Annotated in this window: 14 protein-coding genes; 7 read left to right on the top strand and 7 right to left on the bottom strand. The window is 60.3% G+C overall.

Annotated elements, in window-relative coordinates; all coding sequences use genetic code 11:
* Positions 1–2 precede the first annotated feature (2 nt).
* From mreC to recF, 3 genes are all read right to left on the bottom strand, one after another.
* Complete coding sequence (gene mreC / locus U1A53_RS09715; RefSeq protein ID WP_322280468.1) at positions 3–854, bottom strand: rod shape-determining protein MreC; 852 nt, start codon at positions 852–854, stop codon at positions 3–5.
* Positions 855–934: 80 nt separating this feature from the next.
* Positions 935–1966, bottom strand: a complete 1032-nt coding sequence (locus tag U1A53_RS09710; RefSeq protein ID WP_322280467.1) for a rod shape-determining protein — start codon at positions 1964–1966, stop codon at positions 935–937.
* 215 nt (positions 1967–2181) lie between these two features.
* Positions 2182–3252 (bottom strand): DNA replication and repair protein RecF, encoded by a 1071-nt coding sequence (recF, locus tag U1A53_RS09705; RefSeq protein WP_322280466.1) that lies wholly within the window; start codon positions 3250–3252, stop codon positions 2182–2184.
* 68 nt (positions 3253–3320) lie between these two features.
* Between recF and hisS the strand changes: the two genes are divergently transcribed.
* Positions 3321–4610, top strand: coding sequence for a histidine--tRNA ligase (gene hisS, locus U1A53_RS09700; protein ID WP_322280465.1), 1290 nt, complete (start codon positions 3321–3323; stop codon positions 4608–4610).
* Between the two features lie 49 nt (positions 4611–4659).
* A complete protein-coding gene (locus U1A53_RS09695) occupies positions 4660–10317 on the top strand; it encodes a PVC-type heme-binding CxxCH protein (RefSeq protein WP_322280464.1) in 5658 nt (1885 codons plus the stop codon).
* Between the two features lie 197 nt (positions 10318–10514).
* On the opposite strand, the gene U1A53_RS09690 is transcribed toward U1A53_RS09695, so the two are convergent.
* Positions 10515–11381: a TIM barrel protein gene (locus tag U1A53_RS09690; protein ID WP_322280463.1), complete on the bottom strand. Its 867-nt coding sequence runs from the start codon at positions 11379–11381 to the stop codon at positions 10515–10517.
* A gap of 139 nt (positions 11382–11520) precedes the next feature.
* On the opposite strand from U1A53_RS09690, the gene U1A53_RS09685 reads away from it, so the two are divergent.
* Entirely contained in the window at positions 11521–12498 is a 978-nt protein-coding gene (locus U1A53_RS09685) for a PmoA family protein (protein WP_322280462.1), read from the top strand.
* A 2-nt stretch (positions 12499–12500) separates the two neighbouring features.
* The gene (locus U1A53_RS09680) at positions 12501–12941 is read left to right on the top strand and encodes a SufE family protein (protein WP_322280461.1); all 441 of its coding nucleotides are present in this window, start codon (positions 12501–12503) and stop codon (positions 12939–12941) included.
* Between the two features lies 1 nt (position 12942).
* Here U1A53_RS09680 and U1A53_RS09675 read toward each other — a convergent pair whose 3' ends face one another.
* Positions 12943–13203: a hypothetical protein gene (locus U1A53_RS09675; protein ID WP_322280460.1), complete on the bottom strand. Its 261-nt coding sequence runs from the start codon at positions 13201–13203 to the stop codon at positions 12943–12945.
* A 137-nt stretch (positions 13204–13340) separates the two neighbouring features.
* Between U1A53_RS09675 and rpsT the strand changes: the two genes are divergently transcribed.
* The 3 genes from rpsT to U1A53_RS09660 all read left to right on the top strand — a co-directional run bounded on the left by rpsT (position 13341) and on the right by U1A53_RS09660 (position 15380).
* Positions 13341–13613, top strand: coding sequence for a 30S ribosomal protein S20 (gene rpsT, locus U1A53_RS09670; RefSeq protein WP_322280459.1), 273 nt, complete (start codon positions 13341–13343; stop codon positions 13611–13613).
* Between the two features lie 96 nt (positions 13614–13709).
* Positions 13710–14630, top strand: a complete 921-nt coding sequence (locus tag U1A53_RS09665) for an aldo/keto reductase (RefSeq protein ID WP_322280458.1) — start codon at positions 13710–13712, stop codon at positions 14628–14630.
* Positions 14631–14687: 57 nt separating this feature from the next.
* Positions 14688–15380 (top strand): protein-L-isoaspartate(D-aspartate) O-methyltransferase, encoded by a 693-nt coding sequence (locus U1A53_RS09660; RefSeq protein ID WP_345786485.1) that lies wholly within the window; start codon positions 14688–14690, stop codon positions 15378–15380.
* Here the strand turns inward: U1A53_RS09660 and U1A53_RS09655 are convergent.
* Entirely contained in the window at positions 15377–15850 is a 474-nt protein-coding gene (locus U1A53_RS09655; protein WP_322280456.1) for a hypothetical protein, read from the bottom strand. The two genes, U1A53_RS09660 and U1A53_RS09655, sit on opposite strands and share 4 nt — an antisense overlap.
* Before the next feature lie 3 nt (positions 15851–15853).
* A complete protein-coding gene (locus U1A53_RS09650) occupies positions 15854–16714 on the bottom strand; it encodes an MBL fold metallo-hydrolase (protein WP_322280455.1) in 861 nt (286 codons plus the stop codon).
* Positions 16715–16781: the final 67 nt, after the last annotated feature.

The following is a 16781-nucleotide window of genomic DNA, read 5'->3' as shown; positions in this document are numbered from 1 at the left end:
GCTCAGGGCTTGGTGTTGGCCGGCGGCGGCGGAGGTTCCGGCGCGGGCTCGACGGCCTGCATTTCAATCACAAAAACATGATCCAGGGTGGAGAAATCAACGGCGGGTTCGACGATGGCCTCTCCAGATATTTCCCGGTTCTCAAAACGCTTCACGCGGCCCAGCAGCAGATTCTCAGGAAACACGCCGCCTTCGCCGGAGGAATACACGCTCGCGCCCGCATTAATGTTCGCGTTGCGGCTAAGGAAGCGCAGGTGCAGCTCGGGGCGCACCTCCAGCGCCGCACGTTCACCCGCCAGAATGCCCTGCTCCAGCGTGCCTTCGATTTTGGCCGAAACGCGGCACATTTCATCCGTCAGCAAAATCACCTTCGTCAGATGCGGGGCCAGTGTGGAAGTCTTCCCCACCAGGCCGACGGATGTGATCACTGGACTGTCGGTGCCGATGCCATCCAGCGAGCCTTTGTCGATGATCAAGCTGTTCCACCAGGTGCTGGAACTGCGGCGGATCACCTTGGCTGCTGTCATCTTGAAGGGGGCCGACTGCTTGAATCCAATAAGCTGCCGCAACTTCGCATTTTCCTCGAGACTTTGATTGAACTTCTGCTGGACGATGCGCAGACGCTCCACCTGCACGCGCAAATCATCATTCTCACGTTTCAATTCGACTGGATTGATCTGCGGCGCCACCGCGGCATCCGCCGCCTGCTCCATTGCCGCGCTGGAATGAATGAACGGCGACAACAGACTCATGACGCGAGCCTGAATCTGCCGTGTCGTCGCCGTGTCAAACGTGAACACAGAGACGAGCCCTGCCACGAAGATGAGAAGCGCGAGGATGTTGAGCTTTTTCATGGTAGGCCTTTCCTCCGGGCTGGGTGTGGCGCTTTTCGGCGAACGCCTTCAAGCAGACACCGGGCAACGCGGAACGGGCATCAAACTTCTGTTGTGCTCACTTTGCGCAGGAATTCGAGTTCGCTAAGCACACGTCCGGTACCTTCACCCACAGCACTGAGCGGATCTTCAGCCACATGCACGGGGAGCGCGGTTTCTTCCTGCAGCAGCTTGTCCAGGCCACGCAGCAACGCGCCGCCACCGGCCAGCATGATGCCACGGTCCACCAAGTCGGCGGAAAGCTCCGGCGGGCAGCGTTCCAAAGTCGTGCGCACCGCGTCGATGATCGCGTTGAGCGGCTCGAGCATCGCCTCGCGTACTTCCTGGCTCGTGATGGTGATCGTCTTCGGCAAACCGGCCACCATGTCGCGTCCTTTGACTTCCATCGTCGTTTCCTTGCCCAGCGGGAAAGCGGAGCCGATGCGCAGCTTGATTTCTTCCGCCGTGCGCTCGCCGATCATGAGGTTGTAAGCACGCTTCATGTAATTGATGATCGATTCATCGAGCTCATCACCCGCCACGCGCACACTGCGGCTGTAAACAATGCCGGAGAGCGAGATGATCGCCACTTCAGTCGTGCCACCGCCGATATCGACGATCATGTTGCCCGCTGCTTCCTGCACCGGCAGACCCACGCCGATCGCGGCGGCCATCGGTTCTTCGATCAGGTAAACTTCACGCGCACCCGCCTGCTCCGCACTTTCCTTCACCGCGCGCTTCTCGACTTCGGTGATGCCGGAGGGCACCGCGATGACCACACGCGGCCCGCGCATCTTGCGCCCGCCGCCCTGCACCTTGCGGATGAAATGGCGCAGCATCGCCTCCGTCACACGGAAATCGGCGATCACACCGTCTCTGAGAGGACGGATGGCCGTGATGCCGCCCGGAGTTCGTCCGAGCATGCGTTTCGCGTCATCGCCCACAGCCACCACTTCATTGGTGCCGGTCTTAACCGCCACCACGGAGGGTTCTCTGAGGACGATGCCGTGATCTTTTACATAGACGAGGGTGTTTGCCGTGCCGAGATCGATGCCGATATCTTGGGCGACGAAGCCGAAAAGTTTGCCAAACATTGAGAATAAAAGGGAAAAATGTTGATACAGACGGTTGTCAGAATCCAGATGCGACGCGGAGAATTCTAACTTTTTTGAGAATCACGAAAAGCAACGCGGCGCACGACATTCTAACCCATATAAAGCTAAAACTGCCTGAAAATGCGTCAAGGGAAGTTTCTAAGGGTCTTTGATTTGGTGTTTTCAGGCCATTTCGGGCGAAAAACGGCTCATTTTCACCCCTGAACACGATCTAGCGTCGCTTGCTCGACTCGATACACCAGCCCTGTCATCTGATCGGCATCCGCCCAGTCAAGATTCGTGGTCGTGATGATTTTTTGTGTTCCTGGCGGCAAACACGCGAGCAATGCACGCCGCCGATTGGCATCCAGTTCGCCAAAAACATCGTCAATCAACATCAGCGGCGCCTCGCTTCGAGCTTTCCCCAGCACATGCGCCTGAGCAAGTTTCATGGACAGCGCGAACGATCTCTGCTGGCCTTCGGAGGCGAAGGTCGTTGCATCGAGGTCATTCAGCTTCATCGCGATATCATCGCGGTGTGGACCAAACGCCGTCGAACGCATGCGCGCCTCTTTATCACGCATCGCAAGCAACGCATCAAACAAACTCAGCGCATCATCACTTGTGCGCTTGAATTCAATCTGCACTTCTTCTGCGCCATCGCTCAGTTTTGCATGTGCCGCAGTCACCTCAGGCTGCAAAGCGGCACACAGCTCCGCGCGCCGCCGCCACAGCACCTGCGCGAAGCCATCCATCACCCGCGCAAACGCATCCGCCTGCTTCCACCCGATCACCGCGTCACGCTTTAAAACATAGTTCCGCCCGCGCAGAGCACGCTCATAGCCGCGCAACGCGTGCAGGTAATCAGGAAACATCTGGCTCGCCGCAAAATCCAAAAAACGCCGCCGATGCTCCGCGCCACCGCGCAGCAGGCTCATGTCGCGATGATCCATCCACACAACGACGCCCGATGCGGCCAGATAATCCGCCGACTTGCTGCAAGTTGTGCCATCCAACGCGAGACGCCGAGTCGTGGCCGATTGCGCGTAGCGTAGCCGCTTCCCATGCCATGCAGCCTCCACAAGGCATGCCGGGGCTCCAAAGCGCACCAACTCGGCCCGGTTTGTTGTGCGCGGCGATTGCAGCCGCAGCAGAATGCACGCAGCCTCTATGAGCGAGGTCTTCCCCTGCGCATTTCGGCCCACCAGCAGCGTCACATCGGGATGCAACTCCACCTTCGCCTCGGCGAAGCAGCGGAAATCGCGCACAAACAGGTCGGAGAGCATAGGTGGGCCACGCAGCGCAATTCCCGGTTGCGTTCCCGGTGCGTGCGAGGATGAATCGCCCCTTTCTTATGTCCACCTTCCGCACCGTCAAAGGCTTTCGCGACTTCTTCCCCGAAGAATGCGCCATGCGTAACTACATCGCCGAAACCTGGCGCGTCGTCGCGCGGCGTTATGGCTTCGTCGAGTATGAGGCACCTGTCGTCGAGAGCACCGATCTCTTCCGCAAGAAAAGCGGCAACGAGATCACCGCACAGCTCTTCTGCTTCCGCGACAAGGCCGACCGCGAGATCACGCTGCGCCCCGAAGTGACGCCCTCACTCGCCCGCATGGCCACCGCCCGGCAGCGTGACTTCAAGAAGCCCATCAAGTGGTTCCAAATCGGTCCCTGCTTCCGCTACGAAGAGCCGCAGGAGGGCCGCGGACGCGAGTTCATCCAGTTCAACGCCGACATCCTCGGCGACAACAGCCCCGCCGCCGATGCGGAACTCATTGCGCTCGCCATCGACGTCATGCGTGAGTTCGGCGTGAGTGAAAACGACTTCATCGTCCGCCTCAGCAACCGAGAGATTTGGAACACTTTCCTTGCTGATCAAAACATTGCCCCAGAGCACACCGCGACGTTTCTGAGCATCATCGACAAGATCGAGCGAGCCAAACCCGAGGACACCGAAAGCAAGCTTGCCAAGATCGGTCTCACCACCGCCATCGTGCGCGGCTTCATGGCGTCTGCGGATGAAAATCATTCTGCCTTTGCCGAACTGAAGGCCAATCTCACCGCGCGCGGCCTCTGGTCCTTCATCAAGATCGACGCCACTATCGTCCGCGGCCTCGCCTACTACACCGGCACCGTCTTTGAAGTCTTCGACCTCAAGCACAACCTCCGCGCCGTCGCCGGCGGCGGTCGCTACGACAAGCTCTGCGCCCTCATGAGCGATGACAATGTCGATATGCCAGCTGCAGGTTTCGCCATGGGCGACGTGGTGCTCGGCATCCTGCTCAAGCGCACGCCCGGTGCGCAAATGAAGCTCACCAGCGCCCTCCTCGCCGCCAGCAGCATCGACGCCTTCGTTGTCATCGCCGATGAAGCGCAGCGTCCGCATGCCCTCGCCTCGATCCAACAGCTCCGCGCTGCGGGCATCCGCATCGACTACGCCTTCGGCTCGCAAAAAGTCGGCAAACAGTTCCAGGCCGCCGAGGACCGCAAAGCCCGCTTCGCCATCGTTTTCGGTGCCGAGTATCCCGAAGTCGTCATCAAGAACCTCATCGCACGCTCGCAGGCATCGGTGCCTGCGGCCAATCTGGTCGATGAAGTGCAGAAATTGCTTCAGGAGCCTGCAATTGGGCCGTTGATCGCCTAATCGAGAGGCAAGCATGCGAGATCCGTGAGCGTTGGTTTGAGCCAACCTCATGAAGTCGCTGCTCTTTCTCTTCGGATTCACCGCCCTCACCTCACACGCGCAACCCTCATTCCGTGCCGGAGTGGCCACGGTGGACATCTCGCCCACGGAGTTCCCGCGCATCATCGCGGGCGGATTTCTCGAAGGACGGGGCGAAAAGCTCGCGGACACGCTCCTCGTGCGCAGTTTCGTGCTCGATGACGGGAAGATGAAGATCGCCTTCGCCATCGTGGACACCTGCATGATGGAGCAGTCGCTCATTGATGAGGCGAAAGCGCTCGCGTCGAAGCAGTGCGGCATCCCGGTGGACCGCATGATGGTCAGCGCCACGCACACGCACTCCGCACCGGCGGCGATGGGCTGCCTCGGCACGCGCAAGGACACGGTGTATGCGAAATTCCTCACGCCGAAGATCGCCGAGGCCATCGTGGCGGCGAATGCGGCGCTGCAACCGGCCCGCATCGGCTGGGGTTCGTTCGATGACTGGGAGCACACGCACAACCGCCGCTGGATTCGCCTGCCGGGCAAGGAGGTCGTCGATCCCTTCGGCCAGCCCACCGGCCGCGCGAACATGCACCCCGGCTACCTCAGCAAGGACGTCGTCGGCCCCAGCGGCCCGGTCGATCCGCAGCTCAGCGTCATCGCGCTGCAAACGCTCGATGGCAAACCGCTCGGCGTGCTCGCGAACTACTCGCAGCACTACTTCGGCAGCGGTCCGGTCTCCGCCGACTACTATGGGCACTTCTGCCGACACCTCGCCGCAAAGATGGGCCAGCCGGGCGATGGCAACGGCCCCTTCGTCTGCGCCATGAGCCAGGGCACCAGCGGCGACCAGATGTGGATGGACTACGGCGCGGAGAAAAAGACGATCACGATCGACACCTACGCCTCCGAGGTCGCCGACAGCGCCCTGAAGGCTCTGCAAACCGTGAAGTATGCCGACCACGTCCCGCTCGGCATGGTCGAGAAGACGCTCGAGCTCAAGTATCGCGTCCCCGACGAAAAACGCCTCGCCTGGGCAAGACCCATCGCCGCGAAGATCGAAAACGACGTACCGAAGAACAAAGAGGAAGTCTATGCGAGAGAGGCGCTGATTTTGCACGAGCGGCAAAAGACGAGCGTGAAGCTGCAAGCGATTCGGATTGGCGACCTGAGCATCGCCACGCTGCCGAACGAGGTGTATGCGATCACGGGGTTGAAGCTGAAATGGTGGTCACCTTTCAAGAGCCATTTTAATATCGAGCTTGCGAATGGGGCAGAGGGATATATTCCGCCGCCCGAGCAGCATGTTCTTGGGGGATATACCACTTGGCCGGCGCGAACGGCAGGTTTGGAAGTGTCAGCGGAACCTAAAATCGTTTGGGAACTGACTGCCAACATGCATGAACTTGCTGGTCTTCTTGGCTCTGGCGAACGCCCAATGAACTTGACCTCCATCATCAAAGGGCCAAGGCACACGGGAGCGTGGATGCCAGCGATAGAAAAATCCGATCCCTTGTTTCATTGCACCCTCGACTCAGGAGGTTTTGGTGCCGACGAAGACGGCCCCAGCCTCGCAAGGGATGGAAAACAGCGAGCAACTGGCAACATGTGGCTTAAACCGATCGGCAGGATGATTCCGTACATGCCTGGAGCGGGTGCTGGGCTAGGTTACGGAGAAGAATCTGCATTGCATGCCTCTGAGTTAGATTATGCGGCCAGATATAATTACTCAGTTCAACTCACTGGCGGTCACTTTAAGCTTCCCGCTGAAAACCTTCAATCTACGACCACCATCGCCCTCTGGTTCTGGCTCGGCCATGAAAGCGGCGCGAGTGATCGCACGGGCGAGTTGATCAACGCGTTGGGTGTCAGCTTGAAGGCGCATCAGTTCCCGGATCACACGGTGAGGCTGGAATGGGGCATGGACAAGGAGAGGGACTTGCCAAGTCCCCCCTCAAGCCCGGACTTGGCAAGTCCGGCTCCTTGTTTCGCCGATGACTGGCATTTCGCCGTTTTGGTCCGCGATGGCCAAAACGTGCGCGTGCATCTCGATGGCTCTGAAAAGCCCGTTTTGACCGGAAAGGCCGGGAAGGCGGCGAATGAGGTGCTTTTCGGTCAAGGACTCGAAGGACGGCTGGATGAGATCACGATCTGGGATCGCGTCATCGAGCCATCGCTCATCGCGAAGCTTTGGAGCATCTCGAAAGTGGCTGATGACAACGCGCGACATGGCGTCGCGCGGAAGGAAAAGGCCAAGCGGGCGCAGGTGCAGACCTCGGCATTGCTGAAGGCGCATGAGAACTGGTCCGCGTCGATGCGCTTCCGCAACGCGAAGGCGAACAACGTCAGCGCGGTGACGGCTTACCTCATCTCACGCGGGCCGAAGGGCGATTCGCAGGCTCCGGGGGATCATCTCGGCATCGGCGGCAACTACAAGGACTCGTCGCCGGGCCGGTTGTTTGTCTTCAATGGCAACGCAGTGAATCAAATCGTGCGCGGCACAACGGTCATCGCGCCCGGTTCGTGGAATGACGTGAAACTGGAGCGCAGCGGCTCGCGCGTGAAGGTGACGCTGAATGGCAAGGTGGAAATCGACGCTGAACTGCCCGTCACCGCGCCGGGAGCGAATGGGTTGTTCTTTGGCCGTCGGTGCGATGATTTCGCGCCACTGGAGGGCGAGTATTCTGACGTGGTGGTGACAGGATTGGAGATTCCGAAGGGCGCGGCAGCGTCGTGGAGTGCGGCGGGAAGCGTCAGCGCCACACCGCTGTCGAAAGCTGAAACGTCATCGAAGGCCAAAGACCGCCCGAAAGCGGTGTCGCCGATGCCAGGTGGCCCCGGCATCTCTGCCCCCGCACTCCACGACGCTGGCGCGAAGTCGAAGGTGCCAACCGCCACGCCACCACTCTTCCCCGAAGAATCCGCGAAGAAGTGGCATGTGCGCGACGGTTACCGCATCGAGCTCGTCGCGGCGGAGCCGGTGGTGCTCGATCCGGTGGCGTTTGATTGGGATGAGCAGGGCCGACTGTGGGTGATCGAGATGGCGGACTATCCGCTGGGCATGGATGGCAATGGCAAGGCCGGCGGACGCGTCGTGCGGCTGGAGGATACGGACGCCGATGGCCGCTACGACAAGCGCACCGTCATCGTCAGCGATTTGAGCTATCCCACCGGCATCCTTACCTGGCGCGAGGGCGTCATCGTCACCGCCGCGCCGGACATCTTTTTCATTTCGCCCGATGGCACGAAGAAGGTGCTCTACACCGGCTTCAGCACCGGCAACCAGCAGCTCCGCGTGAACGGCCTGCGCTGGGGCATGGACGGCTGGGTGTATTGCGCCGCGGGCGCGCATCACGGCGGCTACAACAAAGGCACTCAAATCGAGTGCAAGCTCACCGGCGAGAAGATCGACCTCGGCAGCCGCGATTTCCGCTTCAAACCGGACACCGGCGAGTTTGATCCGCAGACCGGCCCCTCGCAGTTCGGCCGCGCCCGCGATGACTGGGGCCACTGGTTCGGCGTGCAGAACAGTTTCCCGCTGTGGCACTACATCCTGCAGGATCACTACCTGCGCCGCAATCCGCACGTCATCCCGCCGGACCCGATCCATCAGCTCTTTCCGCGCAATCCGCCGGTGTATCCCGCCAGCAGCATGGAGAAGCGTTTTCACAGCTTCGATCAAGCCGGGAGGTTCACGAGTGCGTGCGGGATCGAGGTGTATCGGGACCGCGTGCTGTTTGAAGATGGCAAGACGCATGCTTTCACCTGCGAGCCGTTTGCCAATCTGGTGCAGCACCACATCCTCGAAGAAGACGGCGTCACCTTTAAAGCCGTGCGCGATCCCGCCGAGTCGAAGACGGACTTCCTCGCCAGCGAAGACCGCTGGTGCCGCCCTGTCATGGTGCGCACAGGACCGGACGGCGCGTTGTGGGTCGCCGACGTGTATCGCTACATGATCGAGCATCCGCAGTGGTTGCCGCAGAATGGGAAAGAGGAGCTACTGCCGCATTACCGGGAAGGAGACGACAAGGGGCGGATTTGGAAAGTAGTTCGAGCTTCAACTCGATCTGGGGCTGCTATTCCAGTTGCCAGCGCACCTCAAACCGATCCCATTTCAAAATCGGTCACTTTAGATTTAACCAACAATCCAGCGACATGGTGGGAAAGCAGCAATGGCTGGCTCAGGGACAAGTGGCAGATGAAGGCCCTATGGTCAGGCTATCCACACGCACTTGGCGCTTTGAAAAGGCCCAAAGGCATCATCGCGGCACAGACGGCATGGGCATATCTTCTTTATGGGAAAGGAAGTGAGAGACACAATATGGTTCTCGACCTTCTTTTGAGGCAAGATTCGCATGTCCACGAACAAGCTCTCCAAATGGCCGAAAAGCTTGAGTGGAGTGGCGACGAATCGTCGCCACTCCAAAAAGCGCTGGCAAAGCTCGTGAACGAAAAGGACGAGAAGGTGCGGCTGCAACTGGCGTGCTCGTTGGGCGAGTTGAAGGGCGATTGGGCGGCGGATTTGCTGGCGGAGCTTTTGAACGCGGCTCCGGCGGGTTCGGCGCTTCAAGGCGCGGCCTTGAGTTCGGTGCTGCCGCATTTGGAGCGGGTTTGTGCGCGTGCGGATGCGAAATCGGGCGGGATGCTGTTTCGCTGTGCGCTGGCGGTGAAGAATGAAAAAGCCATCGCGGCCTTGGTTGCGCGGCTCGAAGGCCAAGAAGGCATCGCGGAGCTTCTGACCGTCCTCGACGAAAAGAATCTCTCGCTGGTGCAATTTGCGAAGCAGGTGAGTTCGCCGGAAGCACAGGCGGGATTGAAGAAGATGGCGGACATGCTCGCGAAGGCGGCGGAGGCGGTCAAAACGGCGAAGGCGGCTCCGCCGGTGGCAGAACTGGCGCTTTTGGCTTCGGATCGCGAGCATCGGGAGATGGTGAAGGACATGCTGCCGGGTTTGTGGGCGAAAACGGGCAGCGCGGAGGTGCTGCGACTGGTGGGACGGCTGCAACCGAAGGATGGGCCGACATTTTTGCTGGAGCGCTTCGAAGAGCGCACGCCGGCGGTGCGCGGTCAGATCATCGAAACGCTGCTCTCGAACGATGCGTGGACTTCGGCCCTGCTCAAACGGCCGGAGGCGAAGGCATGTGATGCGGCGACGCGGGCGCGGCTGGTGAAGCATCCGAAGAAAAACATCGCGCAGGTAGCGGAGAAGGTGTTTGCGGACTCGACGAGCGCCACGCGGGCGGCAGTGGTGGAGAAGTTCAAGCCCGCGCTGAAGCTCACGGGAGATGTGGAACGCGGGAAGACGGTTTTCGCGAGCGTGTGCATCAGTTGCCACAAGCTGGATGGCGTGGGCCTCGAACTCGGCCCGGATCTGCGCAGCGTGGTGCAGCATGACGCGGAGAAGCTGCTCAACTCCATCCTGGACCCGAGCGCGATCATCGAGCCGGGTTTCATGGCGTATCATTGCACGCTGAAGAACGGCGAGCAGCTTTATGGTGCCATCGCCACGGAGACGAGCGCGAGTTTGACGCTGAAGATGGCGGGGAACCTGACGAAGTCGGTGCTGCGGAGTGATGTGGCGTCTTTGAAGAGCGCGGGGATTTCGCTGATGCCGGAGGGGCTGGAGGCGGTGATGACGCCGCAGTCGCTGGCGGATTTGATCGCGTATCTGAAGGTGGCGCGATGATGGGACGGAGCGCGAGTATGGCGAAGCCTACTCGCCTGTTTTGAGGTCTTGCGTTGACGTAGGGAGTTGAAAGTGGCGAGTGGTCTTCGACACACTCGCGCTCCGTTTTGCGTGCCCGCTTGAGCGAAACATCGCGCTGGGGTGAATGAGCACAAAAAAGCGGGGCCTGGAAGGCCCCGCTCCTTGGGTGATCTGAATTACTGCGCAGGCTTCCAGTTCTTCACGAATTCGAGGCACTGGGTAATTTCGGGCACGCTGGTTTCCCAGTTGTGCTCGTATTCGCAATGCAGCGGACCGGGGTAGCCTTGGGCGTGGTATTCTGCGAGGATGGCGGGGATGTCGCTCTTGCCGGTGCCGAAGGGGAGGTCGTGGGCTTTGGGATTGCCGAATTCGGTGAGGTCCTTCATGTGGCTGTCAAAGATGCGGCCTTTAAGGATCTTGATGCAATCGACGGGATTGAGGCTGCTGCGGACCCAGTGGCCGACGTCGGCGCAGGCTCCCATGCGAGGATCGCGGTCCTTGACGAGGCCGAGGACGTAGTTGGGATCCCAGAACATGTAGGCGCGGTCGAGCGGGCGCTTGGGATGGTTGTGGATGGCCATCTTGATGTCGAATTCCTTCACGAGGGCCTCGATCTTGTCGAGTGCGGTGACGTCAGGCTCGGTGACGACGACGCCAATCCCGAGGGTTTTGCAGAACTCGAAGATCTTGCGGTTGGAGGCGTCATCCTGGCCGAGTTTGACGACGCCATAGCCGACCGCGGTGAGGCCTTTGGCTTCGAGGTGTTTCATGACGGCATTGATCATCTCAGGGGTGGCGTTGTGATCCCACTTGGCATCGGGCTTCTCGGTGGAGAATTTCTGCCCAGGATAGAATTCAATCGTCTTGCCGCCGCATTGCGCGGTTTTGTCGATGGCTTCGAACACGCTGTACATGCGGAAGCTGTAGGCCTGGCAGCCGGCGTAGAACTGGCCGACTTTGGCGGCGTCGGGGATGGTGGCCGCGAAGGTGGCCGCGAAGGTGGTCGCAGCGGCGAGGAGGAGTGAGAGAAGGATTTTCTTCATGGGATGGGCGGTTGGAACGAGGGGAATCGAGGATTCCTTGCGGTGGGAAGATGAACGGGAAATGTCGAATGACGAATGCAGAATGACGAATGAATGCCGAAGCCCGAAGGATCACGGTTTGGGCGCGTATGGAAGGATCATGCGAATTTCGACCCTCCTATTCATCTTTGCGACGACGGCGGCAGCGCAATTACCTTCGGCGAAGCCGATTCCGCGAGTGCAGGCGGTGCCGATGCCGCATCACATCACGTCGTTTCAACTCGATGGGCGGGAGCTGACGGCGATGCACTTCGATCCGCTGGACATGCGGCCGTTCTGGCACCCAATCCGGGCTTCGCGTGAGGTGAGTCTGACGCGGATGGGGCATCCGCATGATCCGCTGACGCATTCGCATCATAACAGCGTGTGGGTGACGCACAACATGGTGAACGATCTGGATTTCTGGGGCGATTACGCGAAGAAGCAGGGCCGCATCGTGAATGTGGAGGTTTCACGCGAAGGTTACGAGGACACCGACGAGTTCGCGGCGATGCGGATGGTGAACCACTGGATCAGCGAGGCGGACAAGTCGATTCAACTCATCGAGGTGCGGCGCACGGAGATCCGGCCGCTGGACGGGGCGAAGAGCTGGTTCATGATCATCGACCTGGAGTTTTCACCGCCGAAGGGCAAGACGACGACGTTTGGGGCCACGGGTTTCGGCCTGGTGGCGGTGCGAGTGGCAAAAAGCATCGGCGTGCATGATGGCGGCGGGCGCATTTTGAATTCGGCAGGGCAGGTCAATGAGGAGGCGATTTTCCGCAAGCCCGCACGCTGGTGCGACTACAGCGGACGCATCACCAACGACGCGGACGGCTTTGGCGGCATCACGCTGATGAATCACCCGATGAATCCGCACAACCCGACGGCCTTCCATGTGCGCAACGACGGCTGGATGGGCTGCTGCCTGAGCCTGGACACGCCGGTGGAGGTGACGGAGGAGAAAAAGCTCCGCGTACGCTATGCGCTGTGGGTTCACGACGGCGTGGCGACGCAGGAGCAGAGCGAGGCGCACTGGAAAAAGTTCACAGAGATGCCGGTGATTGATTTGAATCCGCCAAAACCGGTGAAGAAGTAAGCATGCAGGCCTATCCCGCCGCCTTGGGCGAATTGATCGCGTTTTTTGAATCGCTGCCGGAAGGCGAGCGGCGGGAGAATTTGATCGATCTGGCGGCAGCTTCGGCGGCTCACGCGCCAAAAGAGGGGGAAAAGTTCGATCTGGAGGACGTGCGGAAGGACGCAGAATGTACGGACACGGTCGGGGTGCATGTGAGACTCGAACAGGACGATCATGCGTACTTTGCAGTCAGCCTCGGGCCGAAGGTGCAGACGCTGACGAAGGCGCTGACGACGATTTTATGCCGAGGACTGAATGGCTCGACCTTGCGGGAGGTGCTGGACGTGCCGCAGGATTTTGTGCCGCGTATCATCGGCGCAGAACTGGTGCGGCTGCGCAGCCAGACGGTTTATTATGTTCTCACCCGCATGAAGCAGGCCGCGCAAGTGCTGCAGCAGAAGTGAGTCAGATCAGCTTCGTCGTGCCGCCGCTGCGCAGCTCTTCGGGGATCTGACCGACGAAGCGGGGCTGAAGATCGATGGCGTCGAAGATCTGGTTGATCTCCATCTGATTGAGGTCACCGGGCTTGTCGATCTCGAAATAAACGAGGTCATGCCGGGTATCGACTTTGTAGCGGACCTTGGGAAAGTGGTCCATCTGGTTGCGGAGGTGCATCACGGCGGACTCCGCACGGAGGCCGGGGGCGTAGATTTCGACTTCGATCATGGCTGGTATGGACGAGTTTCTACCGGATTCGACCGGCGGAGCCAAGCAAAACCTGCGTGGCGGCAACGGGCAGGATTCCAGTTTGACAGGCCGGTGGGGGCGTCCTATTCTCGCCGCCCTTTCCCCCCGCCCCTTTTATGGCCAACATCCGCTCCGCAGAAAAAGACATCCGCAAAACGACGGTTCGCACCGCTCACAACCAAACGGTGAAAAGCCGCATCCGCACCCTGCGCAAGAAAGTGATCTCTGCCGTGGAAAAGAAGGACGCCGCCGCCGCCGCCGCCAGCCTGAGCGAGTTCGCCGCCGCTGCTGACAAAGCCGCCAAGACCCACGTCATCAAGAAAAACACCTCCGCCCGCTTCAAGAGCCGTCTGGCGCTCAAGGTTGGTGCGTTGACCAAACCCGCCTGATTCAGGACCCCCAGCAAAGATTTCCGAACGGCATCTCGCGAGAGGTGCCGTTTTTTGTTTGTCGGATGAGGTGTGGGCAGCAATGGTCGGCCACGCATGATCACCCGCCACCGCATCGCCCCCAACGGCCCTGAATTCTCCCGTCTCGTCTATGGCACCTGGCGCATCCTGGATGATGAGGACAAGGCCAACTGCACGCCCCAAGCACTGCTGAACCGCTTCAAGGCCTGCGCTGACATGGGGATCACCACGCTGGACACGGCGGAGATCTACGGCAGTTACAAGGTCGAGGAGGCCATCGGCGGCGCTTTGAAACTCGACCCCGCCTTCCGCAGCAAGATCGAGATCGTGACCAAATGCGGCATCTACGTGCCCTGCGAGTTCCATCCCGACCGCAAAGTGGCGCACTACAACGTCACCGCAGCCCGCATCATCAAGAGCGCCGAGAAATCGCTGCGCTTCATGGGCATCGACCACATCGACCTGCTGCTCGTCCACCGTCCCGACTGGCTCACCAGCGCGGACGAAACGGCCGCAGGGCTGAACAAGCTGCTCAAGGATGGCAAGATCCGCAGCGCCGGTGTCTCGAACTACAACGTGCATCAGTTTGAACTGCTGAACTCGCGCATGGACCAGCCGCTGGTGACGAACCAGATCGAGTTCAGCCTCCTGCACATGGACCCCATCTACGATGGCACCGCCGATCAATGCCAGCGCCACCGCATCCTGCCCATGGCCTGGTCTCCACTGGCCAAAGGAGCCTTGATGGAGAAAAAAGATCCCGCCGCCGTCCGCCTCCACGCGAAGGCGGCTGAACTGTCCGCCAAATACGGTGGTGCCACGCTCGACCAGCTCGCCTACGCCTGGATCATGGCGCATCCGTCGATGCCGCTGCCGATCATCGGCACCAACAAGCTGGATCGCATCCAGGCCGTTACCCAGGCCGCCGGGATTCAGTTGGAACGCGAAGATTGGTACGGTTTATGGCAGGCGGCCATGGGTCACGGCGTACCCTAAGGTGCCATGTTCCCTGCTCTGCCAGTCGCCCGTGTCGTCGCCATTGCAGCCGTGGCAATGTCCGGCTGTTGCGAAGCCCAGACACTGACAAAAGCAGGCGACTCTCAAACCCAGCGGGAGCGCATGGTCCGCGAACAACTCATGACAGCCGGGCGTGACATTCAAAACAAGCGTGTGCTCGACGCCATGCGCAGCGTGCTGCGGCATGAATTTGTGCCGGAGCATCTGCGCTCACGTGCCTACGAGGACGGGCCGCTGCCCATCGGCCACGAGCAGACGATTTCACAGCCCTACATCGTGGCCTTCATGACTGAGGCCATTGATCCGCAGCCCGGAGAACGCATTCTGGAGATCGGCACTGGCAGTGGTTATCAGGCAGCGGTGCTGGCAGCGATGGGGGCGCAGGTCTTCTCCATCGAAATCGTGAAACCTCTGGGCGAACAGGCGCAGGAGACATTGAAACGCCTCGGCTACGACAAGGTGAAGGTGCGCATTGGCGACGGCTACGCCGGATGGCCGGAGGAGGCGCCGTTCGACGCAGTGATCGTCACGTGCGCTCCGGAGAGCATTCCGCAGCCGCTCATCGACCAGCTCAAAACCGGCGGACGCATGATCATTCCAGTAGGTGAAACTGGCGGAAAGCAGGAACTTTATCTGCTGAAGAAACAGGCGGATGGCCTGCGCAAAACCGCCGTGCTGCCGGTGCGGTTCGTGCCCATGACCGGCAAGGCACAGAAAAAGGGCAATTAACGCACCTGATCATTGTGGATCATGTTCACCTGCCAGTCCCATGGCCAGCGCCCGGGATTGCTCCAGTGAAAAATCCACGGCTCGGTGAGCTGGTTGACGTGTCCCAGAACCATCTGGCTGTAACCAGCGCCGTTGCCTTCGAGGCGGATCATCATGCTCACCATGCCCTGCCCTTTCGCGGCCCGGATCGTCGTTTGATCCGTCTTCAAGGTCAGTGTGAAGAAGCCACTGAGATATTTACGCCCGTCCTGAAGCGCGGAGGCGCGGGTATGGCCGTAGGCATCGGTGTAATTGTCCGCGAGCAGTTCCTCCACCTCGTCCCAGTCGCGATCTTCGACCGCTTCGATCAAATTCGCCTGGGCCGCACGCACCTGCGCCTCGGGTGAACGCCCGAAAACCCACCATGTGAGCCAAAAAACAACGATCAGGAGGAGCGCCAGCAGGCTGCGGACGATGAGGGATGTGTTCATCTTTTAAAACAACGCCAGTTGTCCGGCAGGATCCGTCGAGGCCACGCAGAAGCTCACGCCAGCACTGCTGCGACGGCGCACAATTTCGATCGTCGGTGTCGGTTTATGACGTTCGGCGCAAATGACGCGTGCATCATTCGCACCGGAAGAATCGAGCGCCTGGCGGATGTAGCGCGCGGCAACGACGGGATCATTGCAATCGTCGCTCAAATGGCCGAGCACGACATGACTGAGGCCGGGGTGCGCGATGTCGCGGACGAGTTCGGCCGCCTGCTCGTTGGAAAGATGGCCATGGCGCGAGCTGATGCGCTGTTTGGTCGCCCAAGGACGCTTCGTGTCGTTTTCGAGCAGTTGCGTGTCGTAATTGGCCTCAATGAAGAGGCTGTCAGAGTTGCGAAGGCGATCCTTGATCAAGTTGGTCACGTAACCGACATCGCTGAGCACCCCGAGGCGGGATTCCTCGTCGGCGATGACGAAACCCACCGGATCGACGGCGTCATGCGGCACGGTGAAAGACTCGATACGCAGATCCTGAAACTCGAAGGCCGATCCGGTGCTCATGAGCCGCCAGGAGGGTGGTTTGCGGAAACCGAGGCTGCTGGCGAGGGTTTCCTGGGTCAGGGCGGTACAAAACAGCGGCACCTGACGCTTCCGGCTGAGCACCTCGATCCCGCCGGTGTGATCCTGGTGCTCATGGGTAAGCAGGATGCCATCGAGCATGTCGAGCGAGAAACCGCAGGCGTCGAGACGCAGGCAGATCTGCTTGGCGCTGAGTCCGGCGTCCAGCAACAGGGTGGTGCGTTCCGTCGAGATGACGGCGCAGTTCCCCGAACTGCCGCTGCCGAGAATCGTGAGACGAACCATGCGGTGTTTTTAGCGGCTATGGGCGGGCGATGCAAGATGGATGAGGGCTGGGCAGGACAAAGCCCCG

The sequence above is a fragment of the Prosthecobacter sp. genome (assembly GCF_034366625.1).
In the GTDB taxonomy this organism is placed as follows: Bacteria; Verrucomicrobiota; Verrucomicrobiia; order Verrucomicrobiales; family Verrucomicrobiaceae; genus Prosthecobacter.
This window is presented reverse-complemented; position numbering and strand designations above follow the sequence as displayed.